At 32.6% G+C, this 15,575-nt stretch carries 12 protein-coding genes; 2 read left to right on the forward strand and 10 right to left on the reverse strand.

Annotation, left to right across the window (positions count from 1 at the left end):
- Positions 1 to 28 precede the first annotated feature (28 nt).
- The 6 genes from ACQY63_RS04075 to gap all read right to left on the reverse strand — a co-directional run bounded on the left by ACQY63_RS04075 (position 29) and on the right by gap (position 7,592).
- Positions 29 to 1,348, reverse strand: a complete 1,320-nt coding sequence (locus ACQY63_RS04075) for a CapA family protein (RefSeq protein WP_428244772.1) — start codon at positions 1,346 to 1,348, stop codon at positions 29 to 31.
- Positions 1,349 to 1,424: 76 nt separating this feature from the next.
- A complete protein-coding gene (gpmI, locus tag ACQY63_RS04080; protein ID WP_022165939.1) occupies positions 1,425 to 2,966 on the reverse strand; it encodes a 2,3-bisphosphoglycerate-independent phosphoglycerate mutase in 1,542 nt (513 codons plus the stop codon).
- A 12-nt stretch (positions 2,967 to 2,978) separates the two neighbouring features.
- On the reverse strand, positions 2,979 to 4,268 hold the full coding sequence (locus tag ACQY63_RS04085; protein ID WP_022165938.1) for a hypothetical protein: 1,290 nt from the start codon (positions 4,266 to 4,268) through the stop codon (positions 2,979 to 2,981).
- A 66-nt stretch (positions 4,269 to 4,334) separates the two neighbouring features.
- On the reverse strand, positions 4,335 to 5,087 hold the full coding sequence (gene tpiA, locus ACQY63_RS04090; protein ID WP_302690381.1) for a triose-phosphate isomerase: 753 nt from the start codon (positions 5,085 to 5,087) through the stop codon (positions 4,335 to 4,337).
- Positions 5,088 to 5,247: 160 nt separating this feature from the next.
- Positions 5,248 to 6,453, reverse strand: coding sequence for a phosphoglycerate kinase (locus tag ACQY63_RS04095; RefSeq protein ID WP_117998954.1), 1,206 nt, complete (start codon positions 6,451 to 6,453; stop codon positions 5,248 to 5,250).
- 122 nt (positions 6,454 to 6,575) lie between these two features.
- On the reverse strand, positions 6,576 to 7,592 hold the full coding sequence (gap, locus tag ACQY63_RS04100; RefSeq protein WP_117998953.1) for a type I glyceraldehyde-3-phosphate dehydrogenase: 1,017 nt from the start codon (positions 7,590 to 7,592) through the stop codon (positions 6,576 to 6,578).
- Between the two features lie 252 nt (positions 7,593 to 7,844).
- Between gap and ACQY63_RS04105 the strand changes: the two genes are divergently transcribed.
- Positions 7,845 to 8,612, forward strand: coding sequence for a histidinol-phosphatase HisJ family protein (locus ACQY63_RS04105; protein WP_428244773.1), 768 nt, complete (start codon positions 7,845 to 7,847; stop codon positions 8,610 to 8,612).
- A 57-nt stretch (positions 8,613 to 8,669) separates the two neighbouring features.
- Here the strand turns inward: ACQY63_RS04105 and ACQY63_RS04110 are convergent, their stop codons facing one another.
- Positions 8,670 to 9,812 (reverse strand): cysteine desulfurase family protein, encoded by a 1,143-nt coding sequence (locus tag ACQY63_RS04110; RefSeq protein ID WP_428244774.1) that lies wholly within the window; start codon positions 9,810 to 9,812, stop codon positions 8,670 to 8,672.
- 78 nt (positions 9,813 to 9,890) lie between these two features.
- On the opposite strand from ACQY63_RS04110, the gene ACQY63_RS04115 reads away from it, so the two are divergent.
- A complete protein-coding gene (locus ACQY63_RS04115; protein WP_428244775.1) occupies positions 9,891 to 11,396 on the forward strand; it encodes an oligosaccharide flippase family protein in 1,506 nt (501 codons plus the stop codon).
- Positions 11,397 to 11,546: 150 nt separating this feature from the next.
- On the opposite strand, the gene ACQY63_RS04120 is transcribed toward ACQY63_RS04115, so the two are convergent.
- The 3 genes from ACQY63_RS04120 to ACQY63_RS04130 form a co-directional block, all read right to left on the reverse strand.
- Positions 11,547 to 12,422 carry a hypothetical protein gene (locus ACQY63_RS04120; protein ID WP_022164629.1) on the reverse strand — a complete coding sequence of 292 codons (876 nt, stop codon included), beginning with the start codon at positions 12,420 to 12,422 and terminating at the stop codon, positions 11,547 to 11,549.
- 149 nt (positions 12,423 to 12,571) lie between these two features.
- The gene (locus ACQY63_RS04125; protein WP_428244776.1) at positions 12,572 to 14,635 is read right to left on the reverse strand and encodes a S8 family serine peptidase; all 2,064 of its coding nucleotides are present in this window, start codon (positions 14,633 to 14,635) and stop codon (positions 12,572 to 12,574) included.
- A gap of 150 nt (positions 14,636 to 14,785) precedes the next feature.
- Positions 14,786 to 15,463, reverse strand: coding sequence for a LytR/AlgR family response regulator transcription factor (locus ACQY63_RS04130; RefSeq protein ID WP_428244777.1), 678 nt, complete (start codon positions 15,461 to 15,463; stop codon positions 14,786 to 14,788).
- Positions 15,464 to 15,575: the final 112 nt, after the last annotated feature.

A 15,575-nucleotide genomic window follows, 5' to 3' on the forward strand; every position in this document is an offset into this window, starting at 1 on the left:
TTTGCACATCTAGGAGATTTTTATCCTTTTATTTTTTTATATATTTGCCAAACACTCTTTTGGACAAATCAACGTAGTCCTGATATTTTACAGGATCATACCATTGAATACTATGTTCTCTTAACATTGAGTCATTATAATCAGTTAGTCTGTAGGTATATTGTTTTCTTATAACATTTTCAGATTTGCCCCAAACATAATGATTGATTGTAGGCACAACTCCAGCTGTTTTCTTTATAATTCTTGTTCCTTTATTGTCTTTTCTAACTGTAAGAGTTGCCATTCCACCCATAAGTGTTTCCCACTGCTGTTGACCTGATGTGTAGTTACCTAAAGAATAATAGCACAACGCCTTATTTCCATTGTCTGTTTTAATCCACTGAATCTTTTCACATACATGGGGATGAGTTCCAATAATCAAATCAGCTCCGGCTTCTACCATAAGTTTCGCCCACTGCACCTGTTCCTTAATTGGTTCAGGCTGTACATATTCCTGCCCCCAGTGTGGTAGGACAATTGTAAAATCAGCTTCTTTTTCTGCTCTTTCAATATCGGATTTTACTTTTTCTTTATGTTGTTTGTCCATTAAATTAACTATATATGAATACTCCTGTGGAAGTTTTAAACCATTAAGTCCATACGTATAATTTAGAACTGCGAATTTTATACCCTTACATTCGTAAATTGGTATACTATTATATTCTTCCTCATTTTCATTTAAGCCAACCATCATTATTTCATTCTTATGTTTCTTCCAAAACTTAATTGCATGTTGCATACCTTCAACTTTGGTATCCAAAGAATGATTTGAAGCACACTGAACTATATCAAATCCGGCATCTATTACAGCCCTTCCCATAGAATCAGGTGTGTTAAATAACGGAAAACCCTGATATTCAAACTGCTTTCCGCCCAGCATTGTTTCCTGGTTAATTATGGCAATATCTGCTGCCTTAAAATCAGATTTCATTTTTTCAAATACTTCTGAAAAATCATATTTGCCACCACCATAACGTTTGGCAGTATAAAGAACCGAGTCACTAACCAGATTATCCCCTACTGCAACTATAGAAACTTCTGTGGGTTTAATATTTTGGGTTACATTTTTAACTGTATTTTTTACTTTTTTATCTGCTACTTTTGTTGGCAATTCTATATTATTTTGAACAACCTTAACTGATTTGTTGTTTGATACTAAGGTCGTTATTCCTATAACCATTAATACACCTAAAACAATTAATGTGCCCACACTTATTACTATACGTTTAACGTTTAATCTTCTATGTCTGTGGTATATTGAATGATACTTATTATAATTTTTGCGTACTTTTCTTCTTCTGTTTGTCATAATTTCCCTTTTTCAAATATAGTCATCAAACAATTCTAACTTACATTAGTTTGTCTGATGACTATTTTAATTGCTATTATTTGATTATCAATGACTTTCCTGTCATTTCTTTTGGCTGTTCCATTCCCATTACTTCAATAAGTGTTGGGGCAATGTCTGCTAAACATCCACCTTCTCTTAATTTCCATGAAGGATCTGCATTTACTAAAATAAATGGAACTGGATTTGTTGTATGTGCTGTATGTGGAGCACCTGTTTCGTAATCAATCATCTTTTCAGCATTTCCATGGTCAGCGCAAATAAATAATACACCATCTACGTCTTTTACTGCCTGAACAGCATCTCCAACAAGACTGTCAACTCTTTCAACAGCCTTTACTGCTGCAGGAATTACACCTGTATGACCTACCATGTCAGGATTTGCAAAGTTAATAACGATTACATCATACTTATCTGATTTAATAGCTTCAACTAAGTCCATACCTACTTCAGGTGCACTCATTTCTGGTTTTAAGTCATAAGTAGCAACATCCTTTGGAGAATTTACTAATAATCTGAATTCATCCACGTTAGGATCTTCAACACCACCGTTAAAGAAGAATGTAACATGAGCATACTTTTCTGTCTCTGCTAAACGTAACTGTTTCTTTCCATGTGCTGCTAAAAATTCACCAAATGTATTTTTAATTTCTTCTTTTTCAAATGCAACAAGCTTGTTAGGAATTGTTTCATCGTAATCCTTGAAGCATACATATGTTAATTTTAAGAAATCTCTATCAAAGCCTGTAAATTTGTCATCACAGAATGCTCTTGTGATTTCTCTTGCTCTATCAGGTCTAAAGTTAAAGAAGATAACTGAATCACCATCTTTTACTAATGATAATGGCTGACCATTTTCATCTGTAATAACTGTTGGTAATACAAATTCGTCTGTCTTGTCATTTGCGTATGAATCTTCTACAGCCTTAACAGCATCTGTAGCCTTAACACCTTCTCCTGTAACTAATGAATCGTAAGCTAATTTTACACGATCCCAGTTGTTATCTCTATCCATTGCATAGTAACGGCCTGATAATGAAGCAATCTTTCCTACTCCGATTTCCTTCATTTTGTCTTCTAACTGCTGTACATAATCTTTTCCTGATGCAGGAGGTGTATCTCTACCATCTAAGAATGCGTGTACATACACGTTTTCAAGACCATTCTTTTTTGCCATTTCCAATAAGCCATATAAATGTGAGTTATGGCTGTGTACACCACCATCTGATAACAAGCCCCACAAATGTAAGTCTGAATTGTTTTTCTTACAGTTTTCAATTGCCTGTAATAATACTTTGTTTTCGAAGAATGTACCATCTTCAATATCTTTTGTAATTCTTGTAAGATCCTGATATATAATTCTTCCTGCACCAATATTCATATGACCTACTTCTGAGTTACCCATCTGACCATCAGGAAGTCCTACTGCCAAACCTGACGCATTTCCTTTTACAAAAGGATATTCTGCCATTAATTTGTCCATAACAGGTGTGTTTGCCATTGCAATAGCATTTCCTTCTGTCTTTTCATTTAATCCATAGCCATCTAAGACCATTAATACTACTGGTTTCTTTGCCATTTTCTTTTCTCCTTATTCTATGTTAAAATTTACTTTTTGTTTAGCAAAATTAATGCCCACTGCGTTTTCTTTTGTTCTTCTTCCGTCATTTCTAAAATAAACTACATCGTAGCCTGGGAACTTTGGATCGTTACCACATTTTTCGGAAGTATTATCAAGCATTTTTTCAGCTTCTTTTTTAGTTATATATACATAAATTCTAGTATATGCACCTACACCATTTCCTACATTTTCCTGACCGTTAAAATTAATAGGATTCTTTTTAATTTGTTTAAAATGATTTCCTGTTATTGTAATATTCTTAACGCCACTTCCTGAAATTGCATGACCTGTGTTAGTGCTTGTTAGATTGTTTCCTTTTCCATTTTTAATAAATCTGTTATTTAATATCTTTGTGTTTTTCCAATTCATCAGATAAACACCTGCATCATAAAGATTTTTAAAAGTATTTCCTTTAATTAAAATCTTTGAATGATAAATATTTTTCTTTTTCTTTGTTTGAGAATAGTTATGTGTTCCTACACCTCTGCTCATTCCCTGAAATACACTATTAGTAACTTTAATGTTTACACATGGTGTTTTGTCCTGTTTTGCCCAAGTACAACCAACACCACCTGTTATTTCATCAGCCATATCAATGTTAATTGCTTCTTTAACATAAGCTTTTTGTGGTGAACCTTTCTTTGCTTTGTTGAATTTGCACTTGTTAATTTTTACATTTTTAGCACCATTTACTTCAATGTAGTGATTTCCATTCATACCTTTGAAAGTAATACCTGAAATTTCAATATTCTTACAATGAACTGCTATAATGGATAAACCTTTAATATACTTCATATCGAATACAACCTTGCCTTTAGCTATCATTTTTGCATTCGATGTTCCATTATATTTACCAATTGCCTTATTCTTGTAAGTCATGTTCTTTGGAACCAACTGCCACATAGCTGTTGCAGGTTTAATATGTGCTTTTGTATCAAATATATTCTCAATAACAACACCATCTTCAAAAACAACTGTTACATTAGATGGTATACATACAGAATACTGGAATCTATATGTTCCTTTTTTTAATGTAAGTTTTCCTCCTCCTGCTTTTCTCATTCTCTCTGTATATTCATTTAAAGCCATACAATGAGCAACTGAGCTATCATATACTGTTGGGTGTTTTTTTGCATTTTGAACTAATTTGGCCGGTGACACTGTCACATTCATTTTTGCCTGTGCATTACAATTAAACATTGTACACATAAACAATACGGCAGCTATTGATAATAATGCTTTTATTCTACCTGTTCTCATAATTATCTTATCCCCTTTTTTTTACTAAAACAGGACACTGCGGAACAGTGTCCTGTGGGTTATATATTATTTGTTGTAATTAACGATCTGTCCAAAGTCAACCTTAAGGCTGGCTCCACCAACTAAACCACCATCAATGTCAGGTTTAGCAAGTAATTCTGCAGCATTTCCTGCATTCATTGATCCACCATACTGGATTCTGATAGCTGCTGCTGTAGCATCATCATATACTTCAGCGATGCAAGCTCTAATAGCTGCACATACTTCTTCAGCCTGATCAGATGTAGCTGTCTTACCTGTTCCGATTGCCCAAATTGGTTCGTAAGCAATAACTGCTTCCTTAGCCTGATCTGCTGTTACATTGTTAAATGCAACCTTAATCTGCTGACGAATGAAATCAATTGCGATTCCCTGTTCTCTCTGTTCAAGAGTTTCACCACAGCAGATAATTGGTGTAATACCATGTTCGAAAGCCTTAAGAACTTTTTTGTTTACTGTTTCATCAGTTTCAGCAAAGTATTCTCTTCTTTCTGAATGTCCGATGATAACATATTTTACACCAATGTCTGTAAGCATGTTAGGAGCGATTTCACCTGTGTAAGCACCGCTTTCTTCAAAATACATGTTTTCAGCACCAATATTAATATTTGTTCCCTTAGTAGCTTCCATAGCTGGAACTAAATCGATTGCTGGTACGCAGAATACTACGTCAACTTCATCATTAGCTACTAATGGTTTTAATTCATTAATTAATGCAACTGCCTCACTTGGAGTCTTGTTCATTTTCCAGTTGCCTGCAATAATTTTCTTTCTCATTATGAAATCTCCTTTATTCTTTCGCCGTTTTCTTATTGATGCAAAGCATCAATAAGCACGCTGGCATTCGCCAGCTTCACAAAAACCAATCTACGAACAACTGAATGCAAGCATTCATTGTTCTTGATTTGTTTTTGTGTAAATGGACTCATTTGCCTTAGCGTTATTTGTCGTTTGCTGCTACAACGCCTGGTAAGTCTTTTCCTTCTAAGAATTCTAAGCTTGCTCCACCACCTGTTGAGATGTGAGTCATCTTATCACCAAATCCAAGGTTGTTTACTGCTGCTGCTGAATCACCACCACCGATAATTGTTGTAGCATCTGTATCAGCTAAAGCCTGAGCTACTGCAATAGTACCTGCTGCAAGACATGGATTTTCTGAAACACCCATAGGTCCGTTCCATACTACTGTCTTAGCATTCTTTACTGCATCAGCAAATAATTCTCTTGTCTTAGGTCCAATATCAAGTCCTTCTTTGTCATCAGGAATTGCATTAGTTGGAACTATCATTGTTTCGATTTCTGCATCAATTGGATCTGGGAATCCATCAGCTGCAACTGTATCGATTGGAAGTAAAATCTTCTTTCCTAATTCTTCTGCTTTCTTAAGCATGTCATTACAGTAATCAAGCTTGCTGTCATCTACTAAAGAGATACCAACATTTCCGCCCTGAGCCTTAACGAATGTGTATGCCATACCACCACCGATAATTAAAGTATCGCACTTTTCAAGTAAGTTATTGATAACATTTAATTTGTCAGCAACCTTAGCACCACCAAGAATAGCTACGAAAGGTCTTACAGGATTGTTTACTGCATTTCCTAAGAAATCAATTTCTTTCTGCATTAAGTATCCAACTACTGCTGTGTCAACATATTCTGTTACACCAACGTTTGAACAGTGTGCTCTATGAGCTGTACCAAATGCATCATTTACAAATACATCACAAAGTGAAGCAAGTTCTTTTGAGAAAGCTTCTCCATTCTTTGTTTCTTCTGCTCTGTAACGTGTATTCTGAAGTAATACTACATCACCATCCTGCATAGCTGCTACTGCTGCTTTTGCATTTTCACCTACAACATTATCATCTGCTGCAAACTTAACTTCCTGTCCTAATAATTCTGAAAGTCTTACTGCAACTGGTGCAAGTGATAATTCAGGCTTTGGTTCTCCCTTTGGCTTTCCAAGATGTGAGCAAAGGATAACCTTACCACCATCATTAATTAATTTTTTGATTGTTGGAAGAGCTGCTACAAGACGGTTTTCATCTGTAATAACGCCTTCCTTTAAAGGTACGTTGAAATCACAACGAACTAATACCTTTAATCCTTTTACATTGATATCATCAACTGATTTTTTGTTAAGCATATTAACTTTCCTTTCTAATTTTCATATTTAAAAATCCATACTGTATAAACTAAAAACCCATACATAAACAAAGGGCCCGGCCCATTAAAGCCGGACCCTTTTGGATCTTAATATTCTTAAACTTATGCAAGTTCTGAGAAGTATTTGATTGTTCTAACCATCTGGCTTGTGTATGAATTTTCGTTGTCATACCATGAAACAACCTGTACTTCATATGTGTCTTCGTCAACCTTTGATACCATTGTCTGTGTAGCATCAAATAATGAACCATATCTCATACCTACGATATCTGAAGAAACGATTTCGTCTTCATTGTATCCGTATGATTCGTTTGAAGCTGCCTTCATAGCTGCGTTGATACCTTCAACTGTGATATCTTTTCCTTTAACTACAGCAGTAAGAACTGTTGTTGATCCTGTTGGAACTGGAACTCTCTGTGCAGATCCGATTAATTTTCCGTTTAATTCTGGAATTACTAATCCGATAGCTTTTGCAGCACCTGTTGAGTTAGGAACGATGTTAACTGCAGCAGCTCTTGATCTTCTTAAGTCACCCTTTCTCTGAGGACCATCAAGAGTCATCTGATCACCTGTGTAAGCATGAATTGTTAACATGATACCACTCTGGATTGGAGCGTACTTGTTAAGAGCATCAGCCATAGGTGCTAAACAGTTTGTTGTACATGAAGCAGCTGAGATAATTGTATCTTCTGGCTTTAATGTATTGTGGTTTGTATTGTAAACGATTGTAGGAAGATCATTTCCAGCTGGAGCTGAAATAACAACCTTACGAGCACCAGCTTTGATATGAGCCTGTGCTTTGTCCTTTGATGTATAGAATCCTGTACATTCTAATACTACGTCTACGTTTAATTCTCCCCAAGGGCAATTTGAAGCATCAGCTTCTGCATAAATCTTGATTTCCTTACCATCAACGATGATAGAATCTTCTGTAGCTGAAACTGTATCAGCCTTTTCATATTTACCCTGTGATGAATCATACTTTAATAAGTGAGCTAACATTTTAGGACTTGTTAAGTCGTTGATAGCTACTACTTCATAACCTTCAGCACCAAACATCTGTCTGAAAGCAAGACGTCCAATACGTCCAAATCCGTTAATTGCAACTTTAACTGCCATTTGATTTTTCCTCCTGAAAAATTTTTAATTTTTATTGTTAATTTTCATTAACCTATTGATTATTTTACATAATTACTCTGTAAATATCAAGGTGTTTTTACGGTTTTTCTTGGTTTTTTGTTAAATTTTTGTCAATTTTTTGATAATGAAACGTTATTGTAGATTTTTATTGTTGTTTTTGCTATATTTTATTTAAAATTCTAAGTTAAATTTTAACGTGAATTTTACAAAAAAATAAAAAGGACTAATATTATGATTTCAGATTATCATGTTCATAGCAAATTTTCTTTTGACTCAGAAGAAAAAATCGACAATATTATTTCAAAAGCAATTGAGTTAAAAATGAACCAAATTGTCATAACCGACCATGAGGATTTTAACTGGCCTGTTGAAGGGGAAACTCCTCTTATTGACCTTCCTAAATATAATTTGGTTTTATCTAAAAAAAAAGAACAATACAAAAATAAAATTAAACTTTTTAAAGGCATTGAGTTGGGGCTTATGAAAGGTACAGGTACTCAATGCCTGGAGCTTATAAATGCATCAGCGTTGGATTTTATAATTGGCTCCTGTCATATTGTGGACAACATGGACCCATATTATACAGATTTTTGGAAAAACAGACAGGACAGGGATGCTTTTGAACTTTATTTTAAAACTCTTTTGGAAGGCTTATTAGAATTCAGCCAAATTGATACTTTAGGTCATTTAGACTATGTTGTAAGATACAGTCCAAACAGAGACTCAAACTATTCACCACGTGATTATCAGGATGTTATTGATGAGATTTTAAAATTCATTATAGAAAAAGATATTAAATTGGAAATTAACACTTCTAACTTATCTAAAGGTTTTGACTTTTTTAATCCACATACTGATATTATTAAAAGATATAAGGAATTAGGTGGGAAATACGTTACCCTTGGTTCTGACGCTCATAAAGCTGAATACATTGGTTACGGTTTTGATAAAGCATACGAAATTGCTAATTCTTTTGATTTAAAAATATTTACCCTTTAATTTAAACATAGAGCTGTCGCCTTAAAGATATCTAATCACCGGCGCACAGCTCCTTTTCTAATTTCCCGCTTTTCTCATTTTCAAAATATTTTCTTTCAGTGTATTTACTGTGTAATCAATCTCTTCTTTTGTGTTTTCGTAGGATAATGTAATTCTAATGGTTCCGTATGCAAATTTATCCGGCACACCAATTGCGGTTATAACATGAGACGGCTTATCTGATGAAGAAGAACATGCTGAACCGGCTGAAATACACACACCTTCATTATCCATTAGTATTACAAGTGATGTTCCATCAATTCCTGCTATTGTAAAATTAGCATTTCCCGGTAGTCGTTTTATCTGATGGCCGTTTAATCTCACGTATGGAATTTCTCTTAACATTCTGTTAATTAGATAATCTCTCAGTCTGCTCTCTTTTTCCAATCTTTTGGTTATTTTATTTTTGGCAGTTTCTACCGCCACCCCCATGCCCACAATAGCTGCCACATTTTCAGTGCCTGCTCTTTTGCCAAATTCCTGACTTCCACCATACACCAGTGGATTCATTTTTTTCGGCTCTTTTATATACAAAAAGCCTATTCCTTTAGGGCCGTAAAACTTGTGAGCGCTGGCACTTAACATATCCACCTGCAATTTTTCCACATCAATTGGTACATGGCAAAAAGCCTGCACAGCATCTGTATGAAACAGTATATTATGTTTTTTAGCAATCTGCGCAATTTTTCCTATTTCCTGTATTGTGCCAATTTCGTTATTTGCATACATTATGGAAATTAGCCCTGTTTTTATTGTTTTATCATTCCTAATGTAACTTTCAATTTCGTAGGGATTTATCAGCCCTTCTCTGTCTGTTCCAATGTAGGAAACATGCATACCTTTTTGTTCTAGCTCACTGCATTTATTTAAAACAGCGTGGTGTTCTATTTTTGAAGTAACAATATGATTTCCCCACTGTTTTGCGTTTTCCAAAACCCAATTATCCGACTCAGTTCCTCCTGACGTAAAAATAATATTTTCCCCTTTGCAGTTTAAAACTCCGGCTATTTTCTCCCTTGTTTCCTCTATAATCTTTCTTGATTTTTTTGATAATGTATATATGCCTGACGGATTTCCATACATGTCATTTAAATATGGTTCCATGGCTTCTGCTGCTTCTTTGCATATTTTTGTTGTTGCCCCATTGTCCAAATAAATCATGGTTTCTCCTTAATAATATTAATAGCATTTTTTTTAATGTTAAGAATAAATTATAATAAAGTGTTTTTCGGTGGTACTATGTCTGTAAAAAAGCAAATTATTCAAGGAACTATTGTCCTTACATCTGCCACTTTATTAAGTAGAATTCTTGGTTTTTTATATAGAATATTCCTTTCAAACTTAATGGGTGCAAAAGGAATGGGCCTTTTTCAATTAATTTTTCCGGTTCTGGGATTTGCCATCTCTGTAAGTTGCGGTGGCATCCAAATAGCTGTTTCAAGATTTGTTGCCGAAAGCAAAAACAAAAACAGTAAATTTATGATTTTAATAAGTAGCCTTGTAATGTCTGCTGTTCTGTCTGCTTTTACGGCTTTTATTTTGTATAAATTTGCTCTGCCTATTTCTGTTAATATTATAAAAAACAGCCAGTGTTATGAAATGATAAAATATGCGTCTCTTACTGTCCCCCTTGCAGCTTTTCACTCCTGTATAACCGGTTATTATCTTGGCATGAAAAAGACTTTTGTTCCTGCTTTTTCTACAGTGCTTGAACAACTTGCAAAAGTAGCATCTGTCTATATTATTGGTATGGTTGTCATAACAAACAAAATCGAAATTACACCTATGGTTGCAGTTTATTCCATGATTATTTCAGAATTTATTGGTGTGATTTTCTGTGTTATTGCTTTGACAGGAGAACCAAAATACTCTTTTAAAATTAAAGATTTGTTTGTATCAATGAAGAAACTTTTTTCTGTTTCCTATGTGCTTACAATTAACAAAATCATGATAACTTTTCTCCAATGCTTTGAAGCAATTTTAGTGCCTATTGTTTTGGTTAAAAGTGGTTTGTCAAAGGACAATGCTCTTAGTGTCTATGGAATTTTAACAGGCATGGCAGTTCCTGTTATAACTTTTCCCTCGGCAATTAATACCTCTGTCTCAACCATGATTTTGCCTGCCATTGCAGACGCTAACACCAGCGGTAAAAACAATCAGGTTAAAAAAGCTACAGAAACTTCTATTTGTTTTTCTATAATTATGGGGATTTTCTTTATTGGATTTTTCCTGTATTTTGGAGATTTTATTGGTGGCGAAATTTTCGGTCACAGACAGGCTGGTGATTATATAAAAATTCTTGCCTGGATATGCCCTTTTATGTATTTGTCCATTACCATGGGTGCCATATTACATGGACTTGGCAAAACTAATCAGGCTTTTATACATAATGTTGTTGGAACTGTTATTCGCCTTTTCTGCTTATGGTTTTTGGTTCCTACAATCGGTATTAAAGGATATTTATGGGGACTTCTTGGCAGCAATCTTATAACTACTTTACTGCATAATTATTGTATAAAAAAGAATATTGGACACAAACTTAATTGCATGGACTTTATAATCAAGCCTGTAATTTGGCTAAGTATAAGTATGCTTTGCTGTTATCTTATCAGATATATTTTTTCTTTTTGTAATTCAGAAACACGTTTGTATAGTTACTTTTCTAACGGAGTATGCGCAGTAGTTTTAGCCGGTGTATTTTCATTTTTCTTTTATACTTACTGGAAAAATATTAAGCAGTTTTAAATGTGTTTTAATCAGTAAATATGACTTATGATATTCTACGCGCTAAGTATGCCTCTAGTTAAAAAATTTTCCATTACAAAAACAGGATGAAAGCTTTTCAACTTCCATCCTGTTTTACTATAGTATTTCTATTTACTTTTTGTTTATTTTCTATTTTTTCTTTATTTTCCTTATGTCCTTTTTTGAGATGTTTTTACATCCTTTTACTATTACACTTTTAATCTTTTGTTTTTTAGATGTAATAATTTTCTTCAGCTTTGGAGCATTTACAATTTTTAAAGACTTAATTTTTCCTGCTTTGGAAATATCAATCTTTTTTAAACTGTTGTCATTTTTTATGGTAATGCTTTTTAACTTTTTATTTTTTCCAATGTTAATTTTTTTAATATTAGTATCTACGATTTTTATATTTGATACTTTTTTACATTTTGAAAAATCTACTTTATTTAATTTACCACCTGCCCAACACTCGAAGCTTTTTAAATTACTATTCTTTGATATGTTGATTTTCTTCAGGTTGTTCAATTGAACAATTTGAATTTTATTTAATTTTCTGTAATTTGAAAAATCAAAAGTCTTTAAATCTGTTTTTCCCAATCCACCAAGCATTGTTACACTTTTTAAATTAGTAAGTTTATAAAGAGATTCTTTATTTGTCATTTTAGTTGGAATCGCTATCTTCATTTCCTCAAGATTAGTCAGATATTCTATGCCTTTAAAATCTCTTACTACACCTTCATCACCTAAATTAGTAAATTTTTCCAGCTCGCCTTCACCTTCATATTCACCTAATTTCAGATATTTTATTTTTTGAACTTCATCTTGTTCAATCTTTCCATTTTGATTTGAGTCAACAACCAAATTCATGTATCTTCTAAGTAAATTATCTGGAAAATTAGTTTCATTAATTTCTACTAAATACTCCTCTTTTGGTTGTTGTGCCTTTACAACCGGCTGCCCTAACATAGTCAACATTGCTAAAACATTAATAGTTGCTAATAGTTTTACTGCTTTCTTATTTTTCATATCACAGTACCTCCTTTTATTTATACTTTTTAAACGTATTGCATAAAAAAAATATTGCAAAAGTTTTTAAATTCATTTAAGTAATTTGTTTTTAATTGTTTTCCTAAACTCCAAATTCATAAATATAAATTAAATGTACTTATATTAATCTATTTTTTTGCTTCTATAGCATCTATAATTTTTCTATTATTCGCGTTACTTGTATAGGTATACATTGCCAATTTTTTCTCCCAAGTAGAGTAAGTCTCGTCATTTGCTACATTGTTCTTTGCAAAAAACATCAATTCCTGTATTGCACAATCTAAAACGTCATTATCTTTTATAATCTCTCTGCTCTTAATAGTCTTAATACTTTTAATTGCGTCACCATTAACACTATTCTTTATATAATTCTTTAAAACATTTCCAGCCGCTTTATATCTTCCCGGGAAATTGTCAATATCATCTGCTTCACCACCATAAGGTGGGACATTTTCTATGTATACCCAACCATTCCATCTTCCATATTGTGCAATCTTTGCAAATGCTCTATGTGCAAATGTGTCAGTTATAATATGAAAACTCATTCCAAGTAAAACAAATCTTCTATTCTCCTTATTGTCTGGATAATCTTCGCTTTTCAGGCCTTTTATTTTTAAGACATTTTTCCATTGTATATTTTTTATATCCTTTTTCATTTGCTTATATTCGTTTTGAGTCATTCCTGATACTTTCTCAACATTAGTAGGATTTAAATCACTTCTTTTAATAACCTTTTGAACAAAACATGTACCAGCTATATAATCCGTAGGGACCTTTACCTTTTGTCCATTTGACTCCTCTTCTCTACATAATGCATGCCATATTTTCCTATCCATGTTTGAAGCATTTGACCTCAGATATTCATCATTATATCTGATTCCCGTTTTTACTAAATTTAATTGTTTCTTGGTTAATTTACCCCCATTAGCATTTGACACTAATGCTTCGTGATTTGCCTTTGACCATAATGCAGTAACTCTTTTCATGGAATCATCTGCTTCTACGTCTGATTGATTCAAAGGTATTACTTTTTTATTTTCCGCATAATTTTCACTATATGTTTTGTAATTGTCTAAAGCATATTCCAAATCTGCAACTTTATACGTTTCTTCATTTTCTACTGTTTTCGAAGATTTTTCAATCAATGTTCTAATAAAGTCTGCACTTTTTTCTTTGTTCATTTGCCATAACATACAAGCCATACCTGTTATATGTGGTGCGGCAATACTTGTTCCTGATGAAACAGTTTCTAATCCAAAATTTGTTGTTGTTTTAACAAACTCACCTGGTGCATTAACATCAACATCTTCTCCAACTGAACTATTTTCAGTTATATCACCATTTGAATCTATTGCACCTACACTCATTACCTCATTATATGCTGCCGGATATTCAACTTTTCCGTCTATCTCACCTCTGTTTCCTGCTGCTGCTATCAAAAGAATTCCTTTACCATATGCATCTTTAATAGCTTTATGTAAAATTTTAGAGTTTTCTAACGAACCAAAACTCATATTAATAACATCAACATTTTCATCAATTGCCGTATAAATTGCCTCTATAATTCTACTTACCGGTGCCGTATTATCACTGTCCATTACTTTTATAGAATATATATCCGCATTATTATTTGTTTCATTTGCAATAATACTAGCCACTTCTGTTCCATGTCCTGAAATATCATCATATACTGGTAAAACATCATTTTCACTAGGAACTAAATTAAATCTTTTAACAACATTTATTTCTCCACATTCATCAATTCCAGAATCAATTACTGCCACCTTTATTTTAGATTTAAACTCTTTTCTATTTGTCTCATCTGTATTTATCATTTTATAATTCCAATCATCGGAAATCTTATCCGGATCAATCTGAATATTAGTTTCTGATGCTTTAATCTTGAAATTCTTTTCAACAGCTACTACATCCTGCTTGTCAGCTACAGTTTGTTTTTCATCTTTTGACAATTTACACACTGTTATCTTGTTTTTGTTAGATAAATCAATATCTTCTTCTTTTCCATTTTCGTATTTCTCTTTAATACTATTAATTGTATTTTTTCCTTTCGACATTACAATATATTCGTTCTCACCCATATTGCTTTCCTTAGCATAAATATTAGGTATTGTTCCTCCAATCAAACTCAATACTGTCATGCAACAAATAATCTTCTTAATTTTTTTCTTCATACGCTACTCCTCTTTGTATTTTCTTTTTTGTATAAATTACTATATATTTGATCAAATACAAATTTAGAATAGCATATTCAGTATTTAACACAATGTTTTTTACTTAATTGATAGGTATTTTTTCATAATTGACATTGTTTAAAAATTCTCTTAACTTTTTTTCATTTTCCATACTTTTCTTTGCGTTATATTTATTTTTTCTCCACCTGAAACATAAGCCAAATAATTTTTATCATCAATTTTGTCTATTTTACTAATATTTACTATATATGAACTATGACATCTAAAAAACAAATTTTCATCTAATTTGCTTTCTATTGAAGCCATTGAACAATTGCATCTTATATCTTCTTCCTTTAAATGAACAATTACACTATGATTCACATATTCTATATATACAATATCTTTTGTTAGTACTTTTCTTCCTCCAATTCCCACTCCCCCTATTTCTATTTCATGATTATATTTCAAAACTTTTTTTGCCGATTCTATAGTCTCTTCTATATATTTTTTATATTCATTTTTGTATATAAATCTAAAAGCGTTTACCAAATATCCTTTCCTACACAATTCAATCTTTGTTGTTATAATTACATTCAATGTTTCTTTTCTTATATTTCTTGAAATGTTAATTATTCTAAACGGTTCTTCTCCTTTTAAATCAAGTTCAAAAAAAGCTATTTCATAACTCTTTTTGCTATGTATATATTTTTTCCCTGACGAATAATAATCAACAACTATTTTCTCTTCATTTTCATACATCCTCTTTATGTATTTCGCCATTTCATTAGCAAATTTCTCATCATTATCTATCACTGCTATCTTCATTACTTTTTCTCCCCTAACATTAAACACAAAGTTGTTTTCGAACAACAGATTTTTTACAACTCACTATAAAAAAACTCCCACATAACCACAAATACATTTGATTATACTTACA

Source organism: Eubacterium sp. Marseille-QA0814, assembly GCF_965119675.1.
Lineage (GTDB): Bacteria > Bacillota > Clostridia > Lachnospirales > Lachnospiraceae > Eubacterium_G.

What these genes read in the sequence shown, in the direction of transcription:
- ACQY63_RS04075 (WP_428244772.1), bottom strand. Translation starts at nt 1,348, where the DNA reads ATGACAAACAGAAGAAGAAAAGTACGCAAAAATTATAATAAGTATCAT.
- gpmI (WP_022165939.1), bottom strand. Translation starts at nt 2,966, where the DNA reads ATGGCAAAGAAACCAGTAGTATTAATGGTCTTAGATGGCTATGGATTA.
- ACQY63_RS04085 (WP_022165938.1), bottom strand. Translation starts at nt 4,268, where the DNA reads ATGAGAACAGGTAGAATAAAAGCATTATTATCAATAGCTGCCGTATTG.
- ACQY63_RS04095 (WP_117998954.1), bottom strand. Translation starts at nt 6,453, where the DNA reads ATGCTTAACAAAAAATCAGTTGATGATATCAATGTAAAAGGATTAAAG.
- gap (WP_117998953.1), bottom strand. Translation starts at nt 7,592, where the DNA reads ATGGCAGTTAAAGTTGCAATTAACGGATTTGGACGTATTGGACGTCTT.
- ACQY63_RS04105 (WP_428244773.1), top strand. Translation starts at nt 7,845, where the DNA reads ATGATTTCAGATTATCATGTTCATAGCAAATTTTCTTTTGACTCAGAA.
- ACQY63_RS04110 (WP_428244774.1), bottom strand. Translation starts at nt 9,812, where the DNA reads ATGATTTATTTGGACAATGGGGCAACAACAAAAATATGCAAAGAAGCA.
- ACQY63_RS04115 (WP_428244775.1), top strand. Translation starts at nt 9,891, where the DNA reads ATGTCTGTAAAAAAGCAAATTATTCAAGGAACTATTGTCCTTACATCT.
- ACQY63_RS04120 (WP_022164629.1), bottom strand. Translation starts at nt 12,422, where the DNA reads ATGAAAAATAAGAAAGCAGTAAAACTATTAGCAACTATTAATGTTTTA.
- ACQY63_RS04125 (WP_428244776.1), bottom strand. Translation starts at nt 14,635, where the DNA reads ATGAAGAAAAAAATTAAGAAGATTATTTGTTGCATGACAGTATTGAGT.
- ACQY63_RS04130 (WP_428244777.1), bottom strand. Translation starts at nt 15,463, where the DNA reads ATGAAGATAGCAGTGATAGATAATGATGAGAAATTTGCTAATGAAATG.